Annotated in this window: 18 protein-coding genes; 11 read left to right on the forward strand and 7 right to left on the reverse strand. The window is 35.2% G+C overall.

Going from position 1 to position 17,839, the window contains the following annotated elements:
* Window positions 1–24 precede the first annotated feature (24 nt).
* From THYS13_RS10370 to THYS13_RS10410, 9 genes are all read left to right on the forward strand, one after another.
* Window positions 25–1,302, forward strand: a complete 1,278-nt coding sequence (locus THYS13_RS10370) for a hypothetical protein (RefSeq protein WP_042834455.1) — start codon at window positions 25–27, stop codon at window positions 1,300–1,302.
* Window positions 1,302–1,691 carry a prepilin peptidase gene (locus THYS13_RS10375; protein ID WP_042834456.1) on the forward strand — a complete coding sequence of 130 codons (390 nt, stop codon included), beginning with the start codon at window positions 1,302–1,304 and terminating at the stop codon, window positions 1,689–1,691. The genes THYS13_RS10370 and THYS13_RS10375 overlap by 1 nt, the downstream gene beginning before the upstream one ends.
* Before the next feature lie 29 nt (window positions 1,692–1,720).
* Complete coding sequence (locus THYS13_RS10380) at window positions 1,721–2,239, forward strand: HD-GYP domain-containing protein (protein WP_042834457.1); 519 nt, start codon at window positions 1,721–1,723, stop codon at window positions 2,237–2,239.
* Window positions 2,232–3,251 (forward strand): ParM/StbA family protein, encoded by a 1,020-nt coding sequence (locus THYS13_RS10385; protein WP_042834458.1) that lies wholly within the window; start codon window positions 2,232–2,234, stop codon window positions 3,249–3,251. Before THYS13_RS10380 ends, THYS13_RS10385 begins: the two co-directional genes overlap by 8 nt.
* 20 nt (window positions 3,252–3,271) lie before the next feature.
* A complete protein-coding gene (locus THYS13_RS14430) occupies window positions 3,272–3,448 on the forward strand; it encodes a hypothetical protein (protein WP_201035682.1) in 177 nt (58 codons plus the stop codon).
* A 268-nt stretch (window positions 3,449–3,716) separates the two neighbouring features.
* Window positions 3,717–4,025 (forward strand): hypothetical protein, encoded by a 309-nt coding sequence (locus tag THYS13_RS10390; RefSeq protein WP_042834459.1) that lies wholly within the window; start codon window positions 3,717–3,719, stop codon window positions 4,023–4,025.
* Window positions 4,026–4,161: 136 nt separating this feature from the next.
* Window positions 4,162–5,010, forward strand: coding sequence for a radical SAM protein (locus THYS13_RS10395; protein ID WP_042834460.1), 849 nt, complete (start codon window positions 4,162–4,164; stop codon window positions 5,008–5,010).
* A gap of 949 nt (window positions 5,011–5,959) precedes the next feature.
* Window positions 5,960–6,583, forward strand: a complete 624-nt coding sequence (locus THYS13_RS10405) for a replication-relaxation family protein (protein ID WP_042834462.1) — start codon at window positions 5,960–5,962, stop codon at window positions 6,581–6,583.
* On the forward strand, window positions 6,552–8,234 hold the full coding sequence (locus tag THYS13_RS10410) for a type IV secretory system conjugative DNA transfer family protein (protein WP_042834463.1): 1,683 nt from the start codon (window positions 6,552–6,554) through the stop codon (window positions 8,232–8,234). Before THYS13_RS10405 ends, THYS13_RS10410 begins: the two co-directional genes overlap by 32 nt.
* Before the next feature lie 236 nt (window positions 8,235–8,470).
* Here THYS13_RS10410 and THYS13_RS10415 read toward each other — a convergent pair whose 3' ends face one another.
* The 7 genes from THYS13_RS10415 to THYS13_RS10445 form a co-directional block, all read right to left on the reverse strand.
* Window positions 8,471–10,603, reverse strand: a complete 2,133-nt coding sequence (locus THYS13_RS10415; protein ID WP_042834464.1) for an alpha-amylase family glycosyl hydrolase — start codon at window positions 10,601–10,603, stop codon at window positions 8,471–8,473.
* A gap of 513 nt (window positions 10,604–11,116) precedes the next feature.
* On the reverse strand, window positions 11,117–11,734 hold the full coding sequence (locus THYS13_RS10420) for a hypothetical protein (protein ID WP_042834465.1): 618 nt from the start codon (window positions 11,732–11,734) through the stop codon (window positions 11,117–11,119).
* 35 nt (window positions 11,735–11,769) lie between these two features.
* Window positions 11,770–12,639: a carbohydrate ABC transporter permease gene (locus THYS13_RS10425; RefSeq protein WP_042834467.1), complete on the reverse strand. Its 870-nt coding sequence runs from the start codon at window positions 12,637–12,639 to the stop codon at window positions 11,770–11,772.
* A gap of 61 nt (window positions 12,640–12,700) precedes the next feature.
* Window positions 12,701–14,026, reverse strand: a complete 1,326-nt coding sequence (locus THYS13_RS10430) for an ABC transporter substrate-binding protein (protein WP_052210517.1) — start codon at window positions 14,024–14,026, stop codon at window positions 12,701–12,703.
* 39 nt (window positions 14,027–14,065) lie between these two features.
* The gene (locus THYS13_RS10435) at window positions 14,066–14,890 is read right to left on the reverse strand and encodes a carbohydrate ABC transporter permease (protein WP_042834468.1); all 825 of its coding nucleotides are present in this window, start codon (window positions 14,888–14,890) and stop codon (window positions 14,066–14,068) included.
* The gene (locus tag THYS13_RS10440) at window positions 14,887–15,585 is read right to left on the reverse strand and encodes a glycerophosphodiester phosphodiesterase (protein ID WP_042834469.1); all 699 of its coding nucleotides are present in this window, start codon (window positions 15,583–15,585) and stop codon (window positions 14,887–14,889) included. Before THYS13_RS10440 ends, THYS13_RS10435 begins: the two co-directional genes overlap by 4 nt.
* A gap of 16 nt (window positions 15,586–15,601) precedes the next feature.
* Window positions 15,602–16,324, reverse strand: coding sequence for a GntR family transcriptional regulator (locus THYS13_RS10445; RefSeq protein WP_042834470.1), 723 nt, complete (start codon window positions 16,322–16,324; stop codon window positions 15,602–15,604).
* Window positions 16,325–16,432: 108 nt separating this feature from the next.
* Between THYS13_RS10445 and THYS13_RS10450 the strand changes: the two genes are divergently transcribed.
* Window positions 16,433–16,861 (forward strand): hypothetical protein, encoded by a 429-nt coding sequence (locus tag THYS13_RS10450; protein ID WP_065214143.1) that lies wholly within the window; start codon window positions 16,433–16,435, stop codon window positions 16,859–16,861.
* Between the two features lie 112 nt (window positions 16,862–16,973).
* Complete coding sequence (locus THYS13_RS14435) at window positions 16,974–17,288, forward strand: DNA methyltransferase (RefSeq protein WP_052210518.1); 315 nt, start codon at window positions 16,974–16,976, stop codon at window positions 17,286–17,288.
* The last annotated feature ends 551 nt before the right edge of the window (window positions 17,289–17,839 follow it).

Below are 17,839 nucleotides of genomic sequence, written 5' to 3' on the forward strand. Positions count from 1 at the left end.
ATTTAAGGGAGGTGCTTTTAAAAAATGAATAAGTTTAAGGTGCTTTTTTTATTTGCTTTAATTTTTATTTTTACTGCTGCTACTCCTGTTTACGCAGGAGACTGGGTAAAGCTTAATTCCAGCGGTACAAAGGTTTGGGTGGATACTTCTCACTGGGAGACAAAGCAGAGGTGGGTCACAAGCGGGTACTGGACAACACAGCAGGTCTGGGTACCTGAGCAGGGTCACTGGGAAAAGTACTGGGTAGATACTTCTCACTGGGAAACAAGGCAGGTATGGGTACAGAGCGGATACTGGGACACAAAACAAGTGTGGATTGATACCTCACACTACGAGACGAAACAAGTTTGGGTCGACACTTCACACTATGAGACAAGGCAGGTATGGGTGGATACCTCTCACTGGGAATACAGAAAAGTATGGGTAGAAAGTGGGTACTGGAAAACAGAAGCTGTATGGGTAAAAGAAGGCCATTGGGAACCTCCAGTTCCACCCTACGGATTTGTAGACTGGAAAACAAGACATTGGGTAGATACATCTCACTGGGAGTACAAGAAAGTCTGGGTAGATACATCTCATTGGGAAGTGCAGAAGGTTTGGGTAAAGGATGGCTACTGGAAAACCGAAAGAGTATGGGTTAAAAGCGGATACTGGAAGACAGAGAAAGTCTGGGTGCAGAGCGGGTACTGGACAATACAGCGGGTGTGGATTGATACATCACATTACGAGACGAGACAGGTTTGGGTGCAGGATGGGTACTGGGCTCAGAGATGGGTAGTTGACGTTCCTGCCCATTGGGAGACAAGGCAGGTATGGGTCGATACCTCACACTGGGAGACATACAAAGAGTGGGTCAAAAACGGCTACTGGGATGAAGTGCACGGCACTATCTCTGTTTCTAAAACACCTCAGTATGTGTTTACAAATAAACACACCCTCCCGGACGGCTCTGTCTGCGACATGACTTTAAATATTTCTTATGCATTGAATAAAAAGGTTATAAACATACGAGCTATTCATGTTGTGAACAGGTATCAGAACAAAGGTGTGCTTTATGTGGAGCCTTATTCAGTGATTAAGAACGTTGGAGGCACTTCAGGAAGTGCCGTTCTGAAGTTCCAGTACGAAAAACCCGGAGATGAAAACTCAACTTTGTATGTTTATTTTGACCTTGAAGGCGGAGGTTCATTCGAGATACAAATGAACATCCCCATAAACGGAATTTATGCAGATTCGAAGTTCAACATCCCCGACCCTGTCTTTAAGAAATCAGTCAAAGATTCAGAGGTGATAACATTTTGATGACTAAAATTTTGATTTTAATTATCCTCTTTTTAGCTGCTGTAGAAGACATAAAAAAGATGGAGGTGGGACACATCTACCCTGCCTCCATCTTGGCTCTTTCTTTTGTGAATTTCTTTTTAAAGCCTTATATAAGCCTGAAGTTTTATCTGCTTAACTCCCTTTTAGTATTTGGAGTTCTTTTTCTTTTCTGGCTTTTAGGAGGAATAGGCGGAGGAGATGTAAAGGTTTCGACTGCTCTGTCTTTCTACGCTGGTTTTAGGATATGGGATATTCTTTTATTTTCATCTACGATTTTTCTCCTCTACTCCCTCGTTCTCCTAAAGTTTAAAACAAAACTTCCTTTCATGCCTGCTGTTGCTGCTGGAACACTTTTAAGCTTTTTGTAAATTTTCAATAAAAGAAAGGAGAAGAGCTTTTGGAGGACCTTATAAAACACCAATACAGCGTTGGAGTACTGTGCAAGAATATTGGAATTTACATTGGCTTACCTTTAAAAGAAATTAAACTTCTTGAGACTGCTGCTTTTTTTCATGATATTGGGAAGTTATTTGTACCAAAAAGTTTGCTTAACAAGAAGGAACCTCTATCAATCGAAGAATTTGAGGTAGTAAAAATGCATTCATTATATGGCGCAGAACTGCTTAGAAAAATTGGATTTGACAGCATTGTGGTTTCTGCAGTAAGACACCACCACGAGAGATACGATGGAAGAGGCTACCCTGATGGCCTGCACGGTGAAAAAATTCCCTTGTGTTCAAGGATAATTGCGGTAGCAGATGCGTTTGATGTTATGACAGCCGGCAGGATATATAAAAAACCTATTTCAAATGATAAAGCAGTTGAAGAGTTAATAAGATGTTCAGGCACACAGTTTGATCCTGAGGTTGTAAAAATTTTTGTAAAAATGTTTAAGGAGGAGGAAGCATATGTTTAAGATCGGTTTGGATGTCGGGTACGGGTATGTAAAAGGAGTTAATGAAAAGGGAAAAGAGATACTATTCCCTTCACTGGTTGAAAATGCATATGAAAGAGTTTTGTCTGGCCTATTTGGTGCAGATAACAAGAAAACTGATAATATGCACGTTGTTATTGTGAATGGAAAAAAGGAAGAGTATTTTGTTGGAGAGCTGGCCAGAAGAGAAGGAAAAAATGTCTCGTACGTGTTTGATGAAGATAAAATAAATCATCCTAATACAAAAGCTCTTATTACAGCTTCATGTCTTCTTCTTTTCCCGGAAAAAGAAGTTCCTGTCCATGTTGTTACCGGCCTTCCACTGGAGCAGTATGTTCACAAAAAAGAAGAGTTTAAAAATATGCTGAAGAATTTTAAAGTTATGGCGTATTTTAAAGGAGACGAAAGGGTAAAAACAATCAAATTTGAGAGGATTACTATCTTCCCTCAGGCAGCTGGAGCAGTTTACTATGCAGTTTTGGATGATGTTCAAAAGTATCTCATAAAAGGCAGCTATATTGGCTTAATCGATATTGGATTTAAAACTACTGACTTTATAGTTTTCATGGTGGAAGATAAACTTATCCTGAGGGAGGATATGTCCGGTACAATGGAAGTAGGAATGTCGGTTTTGAATAATGCAGTAGATAAGATGTTTACACAGAAGACTGGAAGCAAGATAGATGTGTCGGAGCTGATAAGGCTCATAAGTGATGGAAGAATATTTTACAAAGGAAGAGAGCTTGATTTCACAAAAGAGATTAATGAGGTGCGAAACGAAATAGCAAGGGTAATAAAAGATAAGATAAAGCTTATATGGGGAAGCAAGCTGAATTTTTTCAACACCGTTTTTCTGGCAGGTGGAGGAGCTAAAGAACTGCTGCAATACATGAGGGATATTTATGAAAATACACTGCTGGTTAGAAATGCTCAGTTCGCAAATGCTAAAGGGTTTCTTAAGGTTGCAGAACTTGAAGAGAAAAAGAACAGCTGATAAAGTAATGGGGTGAAACTATGGAGAAAAAGGTAAAGAGTGAAGAGGAGCTGAATTATAAAAATATATGGGAGCTAATGAAGCAGATGGTAGATTACTATACTGCTGATAAGAAATATCTGACAAGGCGGGAAATTAAGTATATAATCAGGGTATGTGAAAGCAGGCAGCCATCAATATCCATAAAGGAGACATAAAAATGTCCGACATTTTGCGTCCGACATGAGCTTTATGAGATGAGAACAGGTTTTGAAGGATGTAAAAAAGACTTTTGTCCGACATATTACGGAGTTAAATAATTGATGTTTGTCCGACAAAATCATACTTTTGTACCTGCAAATGTTTAAAAATCAAGGCTTTGAGGTGTCAGACAAAACACGTCGGACAAAATTACTGATTCAAAGACAAAAAATATAGATGTGATAAGGGTTTGACTGCGTCAGACATGTTTTTTGAGGTGGTATAATGAAAGATAAAAAGTACAGTTTTAGAATAAGAGAGAGTGATGAAGATATTGAAGGAATTCTTTCTAACCTTAGTGCTTCCGAGCGATCTGATTTTATCAGAAATGCCATACGCTTCTATGCTGGATATAAGGATAGGCTCGATGATATTGATAAAAAGTTAGACTGGATATTAAAAAAGATAGATACAAAATCAGAGGATTTGTCAGTCAGTCCATCAGTCAGTCTCTCAAATGATGAAGAAAATCAAAAAACTGACGAAACAGAAAAATTACTTATAGAGAGTGCAATGGATATATTATCTCTATAAATTATAGTTACAAATTATAACTTTGCAAAACTAAAGATGAGATAAGAAAATCATAGAAAAAAGTTTAAATTTATGCAGGAAATTAATGAAAGATGTCGAAGTTTATTAATGATGGTTTGGAAGGAGTGTATTTTAAATGGATAAAACAATGAGAAAAACTTTATTATATAAAACTGGTGTCGAATATGGTGACTATACTATAAATCACGTAGAAGGATGTGCTCATGGCTGTAAATTCCCCTGTTATGCATTTATGCTGGCAAAAAGATTTGGGAGGATAAAATCTTACGAAGAATGGATTAAACCCAAATTAGTTTCTAATTCGTTAGAGATTTTAGATAAAGAAATACCTAAATTGAGAGAGAAAATAAATTTTGTACATTTAAGTTTTACAACAGATCCCTTTATGATGGGGTATCCGGAGGTTACCAATCTAACTTTGGAAATTATTAAAAAACTTAACAGTAATGGTATCAAAGTTACTACATTAACTAAAGGAATCTATCCTGAGGAGTTATTAGATAAAAATAGTTATAGTGAATACAATGAATATGGGATTACTTTAGTATCATTAGATGAAAATTTTAAAAAAGCATATGAACCTTATTCTTCTGATTATAAAGACCGAATAGAAAGCTTGAAGAAATTGCATAATGCAGGGTTAAAGACTTGGGTTAGCATCGAGCCATATCCTACACCAAATATTATTAATCAGGATTTAAAAGAGATTCTAAATGAAGTGGCTTTTGTTGATAAAATTGTGTTTGGAAAACTTAATTACAATAAAAAAGTTAGTGAATATTTGTGGTATAAGGAATTCTACAATTATTGCACTAATGTAGTAATAAAATTCTGTGAACAACACAATATAGAATACCATATAAAAGAAGGTACTATTACGGAAGATGCTCCATATATATTAGAAGGATATAAAAAAGATACACAAGATTTATTTTTTAAACATACGAATGCCGCAGTAAGATAAGGGATATATAGGCGAAACGTTGTATTGACATACAAAACCAAAAGGTGGTGATTAGTGAGAGTATATAAAAATTTAACAAATTATATTTTCGAAAGATAAAGGGAGGAAAATTTCATGTTTTTTGATGAGTAAAAAGTCAGTCACTTATTAAAAAAGAAATTGTTGTTAAGTATTTTAATGCATGGGCTAGAATTATGAATAAGCACAGTGATAAATTGGGCTATATTGATTTGTTTTCTGGACCGGGTAACTATATTGCTTACTCAGTATGCAGGAAAAACAATAACTTTTGAAAAACTTTTTTACGAGCATAGTAAAAATAAACCTTTTATTAAAAGGAATTACAAAGAAGTATTTATTAGACTTGAAGAAGAAGGGAAGATCGTTTGTAAACCTGATAAAAGTCATAGGAAGAAAAATACTTTTAGTGACAAAGTAATAATAAAATTTTTATAGAGAAGTTAGAACATTTTCGAACCAAAAGTCGGAATGGGAATATGAAATTAAGGCCTGTAAAACGGTCTTTTTTATTGTCCGATATATCCAATAGTATATCCAATAGAAATACAAAATGATTTGGATACATTATTGGATATGGTTAACGTCCCACCCCTACCTTTTAATTTCTCACCGCGCCTCACCCCGAGGCTGTCGCCTCGCCCTCGCTCTGCTCGGGTTTCGAAGCGAGACCCCGCTCTCTCATCATACTCCGCTAACGCTCCGTATAGAGAGCGGGGTCTCGCTTCTCAAGGGTTCGGCGCGGCTTCTAGATTTGGTAGGGGTGGGACGTTTAAAATAAAAAATACAGAATGCAAAAAAAATAAAAAGAAAAACAATACAACGTGAACTTCTTGGCAGATATGATAATAACAGGTTTATATAAATAAAAAAGTTATGCTAGCAGGGCAGAAAAACTGCTCTGTTTTAATTTTTTACAGGAGGTGGTTCTATGCAGCTTACAAGAAGAGATTTGGAAATTTTATATTGGATAAATAGAATGAGGTATGTAACTGTAAATCAGGTAGCCAAAAAATTTAAGATAGGCATTTGGTATACATATAAAAGATTGAAAAAGTTGTGTGATGATGAATATTTATATTCCTTAAGAATATTCAGAAATAAGCCTGGGGTTTACATGTGTACAAAGAAGGGAGCTGAAATTTCAGGTTCAAATTTATGGACTCCCAAACATTATGTGAATTTGGCTAATTATGAGCATGACTTAAAGGTGGTAGATTTAAGCATTGAATTAGAGCAGCAGGGAGAATGGATTTCTATGAGAGAATTAAGGCAGGACAGCGGAACAGATATGATACCGGATGGAGTTTTAATAAAAGATGGCAAGAAAATAGCTGTTGAAGTAGAGCTCACAAAGAAGTCAGAGAGAAATTTAAAGAAAAAGATGGGATACTACAAAAAAAGCATTGACTATGATGAGGTGTGGTATTTTGTCTCCAGCAAGGCAGTCTATGATGCAGTGGAAAAAGCAGCTAAAGAAATGGATTATGTTAAGATTTTTTATTTAAGCGAGGTGCTTAAGGATGAACAGCAGAGAGCTTACGCAAACAGATAGAATGGTGATACTAGCTATTGGTCTTGCAGGAGCTTTGATGTTTTTACCGGGAATTATTCTTGGATTGATGATATACGCTGCTGCTGATAGGTTAAAAAATAAGAAATGGATGGTTTATGCTGCCGTTGCAGCGGCAGTGACAGTTGTAATTTTAAATGTAAAGGATTTTAATATGCTGATATTGGATTATTTTAAGCTGATACTTGAGGCTTATAAGTCGCTTTTTAACAGCAAGATACCGCATAATTTGGATTGGAAAGTTTTAATAAAAGTCGGTATTCCTGTTGGGTTTATTCTGTCACTAATGATAGAGCTGTACACTGCGGCACAGCCTGAGTGGGTAAAGAAAAGGAAGGAAATAGGAAAGAATAAAGAAATAGATTTTAGTGAGAGGCTTGTAAAGAAACTGGAGAAGCTGTCACAGCCGGATGACGGAACTCTCATAGGTATTGATGAAGCTGCTAATGCGGTAAAAATTACAGATGAAGAGCTTAATGGACACTGCTTGGTGTTAGGCGCAACAGGTGCAGGAAAAACTACTACTCTTATGAATTTTATTGAAAGTGCTGTAAGAAGAAGATTACCTGTAATTATAGTTGATGGAAAAGGTGAAATAGGTTTTGCAGAGAAAGTAAAAAATATGGCAGAAAAATACAGCCAGAAGTTTTATCTTTTTTCTATGGCAGTACAAGAAAAAAGTACACACTACAATCCTTTGAAAATTGGGAATTTCACAGAATTAAAAGATAAGATTATCAGCCTTTCTGATTGGACAGAGCCTCACTACAAATTCTTAAGTGAAAGATACTTGCAGTCAGCAATAAAGATTTTACAAAAGACAAATAACAGAGTAGATCTGGTTAACATCTCTAAAAAATTAAACTACAATGCTTTATTGGAAGAGGCTAAAAGACTAGTTAGGGAGGGCAGAATGGATAAAAGTGAGTACGATGCTTTCTATGATATGATTGAAAGCGCGAAAAAGGACATTAACGGCCTTGTGAACAGGCTTGCAGTGTTTTCAGAAAGTGAAATAGGAGAACTGCTTTCTGATACAGAAGATGAAAGCACAATTGACCTTATAAACTGCATAGAAGAAAATGCAGTAGTGTTTTTCAGTTTAGATGCTTTAAGATTTTCAGAATATTCGAGACTTCTTGGAAAGCTTATAGTAATTGATTTAAAAACAACGGCGGCGAGGATGTTTGGTCGCAGCAAAAAGGTATTTACAATTTTTGATGAGTTCGGGGTATTTGCAGGACCTCAGGTTACGGATTTTATTAATAAATCCCGGGCAGCAGGATTTCATGTTATACTATCCACACAGGAGCTCGCAGATTTAAGAATAGAGGGTAAAACAGAATTAATGGAGCAGATACTGGGCAACACAAATGTTAAAATCATACACAGACAGGATGTACCAGTATCAGCTGAGCTTTTATCCTCACTTATAGGGACAAAAGATGATATAACCGTTACAATGCAGGTAAATGAAATTTCACCTACTGGAATGGGAACGGTAAAGGAAGAGAAAAGCTTTATTGTTCATCCCGATGAAATAAAAAGGCTTAAAAGAGGAGAAGCTTTTGTGGTTAAGAAGTTTCCAGAGTTTTTTGTGAAGAAAGTATTGGTGAAAAAGTATAGTCAATAATAGCAGAAGAGGAAGTAAAAATTAAATAAATAAAGAACATCTGCAATAACATCCCAGATTCTTTCTATTTTAGCCAAATATTCTACTATTAACTCTACTTTTTACTCCAGAGCTAACCAAGTGGATTTCATTATTATTACCTTACGCATAATTTAAAATTAAGATAGAGGTAGGGTAAAAGTAACCTACCTCTATCTTTAAAAATAGGGGGAGAGGGAAATTTAGCTTTTTAGATGTTAATTTTGCCAGTTTACAATTACAGTAGCTGTACCAGAAGTGGGTGTAGTATATACGTGGTTGTATCCACCTTCCCACGTTACAGTACTACCATTTTTCTTTATAAACTTAAACTCTATAGTAGTACCAGCAGGCACACTTACATCGTAATACCACGTAGGATATTGATACACAACCTGGTTAAACATTGGTCCTATTGCCTTCGATGTATCCCAGCTGCCAAGTTCAGCTACATTGCCTGTAAGATATACATTTTCTCCCCACACGGTTGAAGCATTATTTACTACAAATCTAACACATACCTGATTTCCTGTTAAAACATTGATATTGTTATAGCTATTGCTTGTAACTCCTGATGCTGTTTTTAGTGTAACGTTATATTTGCCAGGAGTTAAAGCAGGAACTTTTACCTTTACTTCAGTATCCTCCCATGACACAATAGTTGCAGGAGTTGTCCCAAACAATACTTGACCTGCTGTTGTGCCAAATCCTCTTCCATCTATGGTTATAGTCTGCCCTGCCTTTGTCATTGTCGGTCCTACATGTCCTATCAATGGAGGATTAGTTGTACTGACATACTGCCATACTGCAACTTCACCAGGTGCAAGGGTAAACGGTGTTACAGAACCATCGCTTGCAACTGAAATATTGTTTCCATTTAACAATCCTCCAAGCACATCAGAATATGTCCCCGCAGGTAGCGCAGTATACAAACCAGTAATGTAATAGCTCGTTGAAAGATTACGATTAATAGCAACAAGAGCAACGTTATTACCAAATTGTCTTTCATAAATGTAAACATCATTATTTATCCATCGCTGTTTTTGTGTACCGTAAGCAATTGCAGGATTAGATTTACGCAGTGGAGCAAGTTTTTTTATCACATTATATGCCGTCGTTGTGGTGTCAAATGACGTCATCATAGCTCTATTATAAGGGTCTCCATTACCTGTCATATATTGCTCTGTACCGTAATATATAGCAGGTACACCGCGAGAAGTTAAAGTAAATGCTAACGCTTGCTCAACAGGCCGTGTACTGCCTCCTGTATAAAATCTGTCCATGTCATGATTATCTATAAATGTAACCATATCATTTATGAAATTATAATCTGCTGCAGTAGACTGAAGCATCGAATCAAGTCCATACATAGTGTCTGTATTGTCTCTGAATACTTGACGAACTTTTTGAGCAAATCTAAAATCAAGAAGGCTCATACCACTTTCATTTGCAAAATACGTATTATTAGGATCTACTTCATTGGTTCCAAGGTACCACTCGCCAAATGTAAAAACTGGTCTATAACTTAAAATAGAATCCATAAAGTTCTTTTGCCATCCAAATGCCATGTGTTTGACTGCATCCATGCGTATACCATCAATCCCCATGTTTAACCATAGTTTAATTGCCACTTTTAAATATGAATCAATAGTGTTATTCTGCTGATCTAAATCTGCTAAGTCAAATAAATTACGGTAAATTCCATCTTCATATGATGAAAAATTAGTTCCTCCATAATGATGGAAATATCCATTTGTATCATTGGTATAACCACCAAGTAGTACTCCATTGTCATATAATCTGCCATTTTCCCCGTAGGTAGGGTCTGTCTCTGAAGCAGGAGATGTATGATTTGGTGCAAAGTCTATTATAACTTTTATATTGTGAGCATGAGCTGTTGCTATGAGATTTTGAAAATCTGTAAAGCTTCCAAAAAAGGGATTTGTCTTTTTGAAGTCTCGTGCCCAGTAACCATGATAGGATGTGCTTCCACCAAAAGTGGAATCTGGCAAAACTGCGTAAATGTTTTCTACAGGTTGCGAAATCCATATAGCTGTAATTCCCATACCAGTAAGATAACCATCATTAATTTTGTTTATAATACCCTGCCAATCGCCACCAAAATATTTCTTTAAACTAGTATGGGTAGGGTCATATAAGTCGCCTGTTGGATTATTACTGGGATTCCCATCTAAAAAACGGTCTGTGACTATCTGGTAAATTACATCTGTCGAATAATTGACAACATTGGAAACTGAAGTATCCGGTGCTGCCGGTACGGATGGAATTGAGCTGAAAAGAAGAGCAATGGTTATTAACAGAATCGACAGAAGTTTAAGCGTTTTCTTCATAAACAAACCTCCTTTTTTTTTAAATTTAGTACAAGCGCTTGCACTATAAGGATAGTATAAATTTCTCTTTTTGTTTTTTCAAGTGCTGTTAAGCTATTTTTTTGACTTTTAAACGTAATTTTTCGCTTTGTTTTAAAATAATTTGCGATTTTTTATTAAATTTCAAGATAATTTAAAAATATGATATTAATGTAATGTTTTAGGAAATTTTATATAATTAAAGCAAATCTGTTTTTGTTTTAGTATGGTATTTTAAGACTCTGCCATAATAGCGTTTTGTGTGACATATAATTTTTTGTTTTGTTAGCATTTCAAAGCCAGGAGTAGGTCGCTGTTACCCTTTATGAGAAAATGCTATCGTCTACCGAAAACACTAAAGGGGTTGCGGTAGACGATTATTTTATTTCTGCTTTGTCTTTTATGTTTTTACTGAGCTGTTAAAATTCATAAAAAGCTCCTGCATAAAAACTATGCAGGAGTCTCATATTCATATAATATATTACCGATTTCTAGTTATTCAACTCTTGCCGGGTAATAGTAAAGTAAATTGTAATTATAACCCCAATACCTAAAAGTATTCCCTGTGCCAGGAGTTTGATATGGACCATGATGTGCTCCTCTCAAATATAGGATTGGATGAGTTTGATCTACAAGTTCGGGACTATCATATTTCTGAAGTGTATAATGTGGATGGGTTACAAAAGACGTTACCGACCCTGAAGATGAGACTCCAACTACTACTGCTTCTGTATCAGGTCCTTCTCTGTACATAAAATAATTATCATGGAAAGAATTCCAGTATTCGTCATAATACCATATATAAGTATACACATAAGCTACTGCAGAATTCTTTACATTGAAAATAAAATCAGCTGCATCTGAAGCTTGGCCCTGGTCCCATCCTTCTACTTGATAAAGATGATTTTCAAGTTCTTGTTTTGATGTAAAAATGTAGTAATCTACACAGTTAGGATTATCATGCAGATTAGGACCCCCAAGCTTCCACAAGTAAGGATAGTATACAGCAGGTTTGTACAAATCTGTGTTAAAGGCATAGGCATCTTCATAATTAAATGCTAAAAATGAAACTAAGATTGTTATTATCATTAAAAATATTGACAATTTTCTCATAAAATTACCTCCTCAAATTTTCATGACATTTGGACCTACTGCGAGGTAGATCTCATTAGATTCCTTATATATGGGGTAGAAAACAACAACACAATCACAACCATTATTATGGCTACAGAAGAGGAATAACCTATTTGAAAATACCTAAAAGCATTTCTGTAGATATAGAAACTTATGGTTTCTGTCGAATTGCCGGGTCCTCCTCCTGTCATCACATAAACCTTGTCAAATACCCTAAAAGTATCTATTGTCCTTAAAAGAGCTGTCAAAAATATAGCTGGCTTTAGTAAAGGCAAAGTAATATACCTTAATTTTTGGAAGTAATTAGCGCCATCCACATCTGCGCTCTCATATATATCTTGCGGCAGAGACTGTAAATAAGCAAATATCACTAAAAAAGCAAAGGGCGTCCACTGCCAAATGTCCGTCAATATTATAGAAAGCAAGGCAAGTTTAGGTGAATTTAACCATTCTATTGCTTTGCCCCCAAATAGTTCTATGAAAAAATTTATTACCCCATAGTTATAGTCATACATCATTTTCCACGTTAGAGCTACTGTGATAGGTGGAAGCAACATGGGTATAAGTATTATGCTTCTTAAAAATTTTGCATATCTTGATTCTAACGAGTTGAAAAACAAAGCTAAGATTAATCCCAATAATGTTTCAAAAAATACAGCTAATATGACAAAATAAAAGGTGTTTTTTACTGCTACTATAAACAGAGGATCTGAAATTCCTTGTACGTAATTACTTGTTCCCACAAATTTTGTTATATTTTTTATATAATCGATTTTAAAAAAGCTTGTTGTAATTTCATAAATTGTGGGATAGAATGTAAATATAAGAAGTAATAAAGTTGATGGCAATAAAAACCAATATATCGACCTTTCAGCTTTTCTCACACTGTCACCTCATTTAAATTTTGTATAGAGGCTCCCCACCTCTGGGGAACCTCTTCCTCAGTTATTTTAATATCTTTTCTATTTCACTATTGGCCTTATCAAGGCCTTCTTTTATACCTATTTGGCCACTTACTATCTGCGAGAGGTAAAGTCCCCATACATCTTCTATTTGGCTCCAATATGGAGTTCTTGGCCTTGCAACAGAATGTTCAAGAGCATCCAGCTGAGAAGGATAATATCTGTATTTCTCTACTAATTCTTTATCATTATATAAGCTCTTTCTTGTCGGAGGGACTCCAAATTTAAGAGCCATTTCTTTTTGCACTTCCTTACTCGTTACCCACTTTAAAAATTTCACTGCTTCCTCTTTATTATTTGAAGTAGAAGGTATACCTAAAAGCCAATTTCCAATCATAGCCGCAGAGTCTTTAACTTGGCCGGGCACAACAGAAAAGTCAATTTTCCCAACTACCTTTGAGCTTTCAGGATTATCTACCTTTGATACCCAAGCAGGCCATGCAATTGTCATCGCTACCTGCCCTTGAGTGAGCGCATTAGCAATTTGATCAGTGTCAAATGTCTCTACTCCTTTAGGGCTGTATTTTTTCAGTTTAAGATATGTTTCCATAGCTTTTATTCCTGCTTCACTGTTCACATGGGGCTTATTGTTTTCGTCAATTACTTCTCCACCATATGCCCAGAAAACCGGAAGAAAATCCGAAACTATGGGATTACCTCTTTGTCCTCTTATAACATACCCGTAGACATTAGGAGCTTCTTTTTCAGTGATTAATTTAGCTATTTTTAGAACGTCATCCCAGGTCTTTGGAGGTGTGAGATTATATTTATCCAAAAGATCTTTCCTGTAGTAAAAAAGCTGTACATTCCCCACCATCGGAACCGCATATAAAGAGCCTGTACCATAGGGATGTTTACCCAGCGCCACACTCTTTTCTACAAAATCGCTGTCCAGTCCGTTAGGAAAGTAGCTATCAAGATTTGTCAGCAGTTTGCCTTCACCAAACTCTGGCATCCATGGGTCATCAAGAGTTACAAGGTCATAGGCCCCACCTTTGTTTTTAACATCCAAAACAATCGCTTCTTTTAATTCGTTATAAGGCATTCCAACCACTTGAACATCAACATTTGTCTGTTCCTTGTACTTCTTCCCCATTTCTGCCAATGCATCGGAAATGTTGCCTGCCCTTGCTGCTATATGAAGTGTAATCTGGGGAGTCGTCTTTTCTTCATTTGTGCTTGTTTGAGGTGTGCTATCCGCTTGGGCTTGCGAAGATGACTGCGTAGGCGTACTGCAACCAGAAAACAAAACCGAGAAAATGAACAAACTGAGTAAGAAAAGCGTCAAAACTGATTTTCTATTAAACATTCCAACCTATACCTCCTTTGAAATTTGTAAGATTTTATGTCAACCCTTGATAGAACCAAGGGTTAGACCCTTTACAATATAGTCCTGCATCAAGATAACAAACAAAAGTATCGGTACCAAAGAAATTATTCCCCCGGCACTCATTGGCCCCCACAGTACAAGGTATTCGGTTATAAGACCTGAGAGAGCGACAGGTACTGTCACAAGTTTTGGGGACTGAAGAAAAATCAATGCAAACATAAATTCATTCCATGAGGCTATGAAAGTAAAGATAGCTGTTGCTCCTAAACCCGGAAGAAGAAGGGGGATTATGAGTCTTAGAAGTATTTTAAGAGGACTTGCTCCATCAATCATTCCACTTTCCTCAATTTCTATTGGTATTTCATTTATAAAATTTATAAGCATCCACACTGCAAAAGGAAGATTGAAAATGATATATAAAAGTATAAGCCCTAAATGGGTGTTTAAAATATTTAGATTCCTCAGGATTAGATAAAGAGGAACGACGAAAGCTACTGGAGGAAATATTCTTACAAGTATAATCCAAAGATTCAAGGTCTTCTTCCCTATGAAGTTATATCTTGATATCGCGTAAGCGGACAAGGTAGCTATTATAATTACTACAACAGTAGAAAAGAACGCTACTTTAAGGCTGTTTAGAATTATGATGCCGAATTTTAAGTCTATAAATAGTTTTTTATAGTTCTCTAATGTAAAATTTTGGGGAATAAAGGTGGGAACATGCGAAAAAATTTCAACTCTATCTTTAAAAGAATTGACCAGCATCCAGTACATGGGGAAAAGTGTCCATAAAAGTATCAGAATAAGAAATACGTATTTGATTATAGCTAAAACTTTTTTCATTCTTTCCACACCCTTGCCAAGATTTCTTTTAACTCTCTTATCCTGTTGGTAGTAATTGATTCTACACCCATTTTTATAATTTCATTCATCGCTTCCACCTCATCAACAGTCCAGACAAATACCATCAAACCCCTTTTATGAGCAAAATCTACAAATTCTTTAGTGCATCTTCTATAATCGAGATTTACTCCACAGCAAAAACTTTCAACAGCTATGTTGCAAAGCTTTCTAAAATCTTCTGTATTTTCTTTCTCAATATTTAGAAGAACTTGTATCAAAGGATTTAATTTTTTTATTTTTCGAACTGTCTCGCCTCCACAACCTGTTAAAAATACCCTCTCTGACATTCTTTTTTTGACTATTGTATCTGCTATAACTTCATATTCAAGACAGTCCTTTATGTCTATGTTTAACAAAACCTCTTTATGTTTAACATAATCAATAGCTTCTTCCAATAAGAGTAAATTATCTTCATTTTGCTTCAATTGTGCATATGTTAAATCCTTTATCCTCTTTTTTTCACCCTTTATATGGGCATATTCATCGTGATAGAGTATAGGTACCTTGTTTTTAGTAACACTAACATCAATCTCTATTATGTCTACTCCTGATTTTGTAGCCTTTTCAAGATATTCCATAGAATTCATCTTCGTGTCCATGCAGCCCGAATGAGCCGTAACAAAAGGTATTCTCAAATCTTGCCCTCCTTTTTTATGATGAAAAAGTATTTTCTCTTCTTATAAAGAATTTGAGTACGTTGTTGTTCATATAATCAAGAGAGTAAAATATAGAGGTATCTCTTTTGTCGAAGTGAAGCTGCTTAAAAAGGAGAATTTTTTTACCGATATAATGAGTAACTTTCTCATTTTCAGTATCTTCTACTGCGCAAATTTCCGTAAGTGAATAGGCTATTTCAATATTCATAACCTCTTTTAAATACTTTATCAAGGAACCTTTAAAATTTTCATCAAAATGTTCTTGTGCAATACTTTCCGGGAAAATATGGAAACTATATGATATACCTACCCCATTTGCTTCTCTCAATCTTTCTATGATAGTAACTCCTTCCCTTTCTCCTAGGTTTAACTTTTCTCTCCATTCATTTCGAGGAGAAGACTTATAGACTTTCATGTGAGATTGTGTATCCTCAAAACCAAAGCTTTTGATAAGGTCTCCTATACTTATAAGATTATTTAGAAAATTTTCCATTATTAGTGGAGCACTTTCTGAGACATATGTGCCAATGCCATCTTTAGATATCAGTATTCCCTCTCTTTGGAGCAATTTTATAGCTTCTCTTAATGTGGATCGACTCACCCTATATTCTTTTGCAAGCTCTATTTCGGAAGGAAGCTTATCCCCTGGATTTAAATACCCATATTTTATTTTCTTCCTTATGTCTTCTGCAATATTTACATATAAAAATCTTTTCATTTTCCTTCTCCCTTTCTACAGCTGTCCGACATCTTAAATATATCATCCTACTGTTAAGTGAGTATTAAAGAAATGTTAAATTCGCGTTAATGTTTATATCTCCCACATATGACTATAGGTGATTACTTTAGTTCTGATATAATTCTTATCCCTCCACCAGAAAATATAATGACATGGCATACCAAACACACCAAGAAAGAAGGAAGAGATGGTAAGGAATTATCTAAGGATATACAAGTTATAGAGGAAGAAGTGCTTGTAAAAGATTTGCTCCAAGGGATATGCATTTGGAAAAGTTTTTATTATACCTTCATGTATGAGATTTTCCATAGAGGAATTAAAAGTCAGAATTATGGGGAAGACAAAAACCCTGGGAGCTTAGATATTCAGCAGGTAATCTATCTATGTTTTGCAAAAACATTTGTAATGAACGATAAGCCTTTTTTAAATCACCTTAAATCAATTGTAAAATATTCAGGGATAGATACCAAGGTTTGGGATTTTCAATATTTTATCGATATGATATCTATTACCTAATAATGTCTACCTACAGTAATATATACGGAAATAATAGACGGGTTAAAAATATAATTTTCGTAATTTTTTAGTGCTCTAAAGTACTATAATTTATACAGGTGAATTGTGATTAATGAAAAACATGATAATATTTGGAGATGCACAAAATATGAAAGAACTAAAAGATAATAGTATTCATTTAGTTGTTACCTCTCCACCCTATTTTAATGCCCCTTTTGACTATCCTGATTTATTCAGTAGTTATGATGAATTTTTAACACTTATTGGAAATGTTGCAAAAGAGATAAAACGAGTGCTGGATAAAGGAAGGATAGCTACTCTTGTGGTCGACGATACTTTAATAAAAGGTAAAAAATATCCTGTTGTGGCAGATGGCACGAAAATTTTTATGGATGAGGGTTTTAGATATAGAGAAAAAATAGTTTAGGTAAAACCTGAAGGGTACATTAGAATAAGTAGAAGAAGTGGTGTTTTATTGCAACATCCGTATCCAATGTACTACTACCCTGTAAACTCAAAACAAAACTTCCTTATTGGTTGGTCACAAAATGGTCACACAATAAATAAAATTATGTATGAATTGAGGTTAACAACTTCCAATTTAAAAAACAAAAAGGCCTATTTTTAGGCATTTTTAAGACCTTGATAAAACCAGTTAAAAATAGTTAAATGATAAAATTTCCTACTTGTAATCAGCAGGTTGAAGGTTCAAGTCCTTTCGCCAGCTCCATTTTTTTGTCAAAAGTCAAGGTTTTTAAGTACCTTGCTTTTTTATTTTAGTGTTTTGGCAACAAAATGACAACATCGATAGCTATATTGGATTTAAATGCTTTTGTTGCACCTGCATTTCCATTACTGCATAACATTTACCTAATTCTGCTACATTGCATCTATTAACCTATAGAAATTGGTATTTTATTTATTTTCGATATTTCTTCAAAAGGTTTTCCTCTATTCCATTGTTTATTGCCTCTATTT

This window comes from Thermoanaerobacter sp. YS13 (genome assembly GCF_000806225.2).
GTDB classification, from domain to species: domain Bacteria; phylum Bacillota; class Thermoanaerobacteria; order Thermoanaerobacterales; family Thermoanaerobacteraceae; genus Thermoanaerobacter; species Thermoanaerobacter uzonensis.

Coding starts and splice junctions, on each gene's coding strand:
- THYS13_RS14435 (WP_052210518.1), top strand. CDS start 16,974: ATGAAAAACATGATAATATTTGGAGATGCACAAAATATGAAAGAACTA.
- THYS13_RS10420 (WP_042834465.1), bottom strand. CDS start 11,734: ATGAGAAAATTGTCAATATTTTTAATGATAATAACAATCTTAGTTTCA.
- THYS13_RS10390 (WP_042834459.1), top strand. CDS start 3,717: ATGAAAGATAAAAAGTACAGTTTTAGAATAAGAGAGAGTGATGAAGAT.
- THYS13_RS10410 (WP_042834463.1), top strand. CDS start 6,552: ATGAACAGCAGAGAGCTTACGCAAACAGATAGAATGGTGATACTAGCT.
- THYS13_RS10385 (WP_042834458.1), top strand. CDS start 2,232: ATGTTTAAGATCGGTTTGGATGTCGGGTACGGGTATGTAAAAGGAGTT.
- THYS13_RS10375 (WP_042834456.1), top strand. CDS start 1,302: ATGACTAAAATTTTGATTTTAATTATCCTCTTTTTAGCTGCTGTAGAA.
- THYS13_RS10370 (WP_042834455.1), top strand. CDS start 25: ATGAATAAGTTTAAGGTGCTTTTTTTATTTGCTTTAATTTTTATTTTT.
- THYS13_RS10395 (WP_042834460.1), top strand. CDS start 4,162: ATGGATAAAACAATGAGAAAAACTTTATTATATAAAACTGGTGTCGAA.
- THYS13_RS14430 (WP_201035682.1), top strand. CDS start 3,272: ATGGAGAAAAAGGTAAAGAGTGAAGAGGAGCTGAATTATAAAAATATA.
- THYS13_RS10450 (WP_065214143.1), top strand. CDS start 16,433: ATGACTATAGGTGATTACTTTAGTTCTGATATAATTCTTATCCCTCCA.
- THYS13_RS10430 (WP_052210517.1), bottom strand. CDS start 14,026: ATGTTTAATAGAAAATCAGTTTTGACGCTTTTCTTACTCAGTTTGTTC.
- THYS13_RS10405 (WP_042834462.1), top strand. CDS start 5,960: ATGCAGCTTACAAGAAGAGATTTGGAAATTTTATATTGGATAAATAGA.
- THYS13_RS10415 (WP_042834464.1), bottom strand. CDS start 10,603: ATGAAGAAAACGCTTAAACTTCTGTCGATTCTGTTAATAACCATTGCT.
- THYS13_RS10445 (WP_042834470.1), bottom strand. CDS start 16,324: ATGAAAAGATTTTTATATGTAAATATTGCAGAAGACATAAGGAAGAAA.
- THYS13_RS10435 (WP_042834468.1), bottom strand. CDS start 14,890: ATGAAAAAAGTTTTAGCTATAATCAAATACGTATTTCTTATTCTGATA.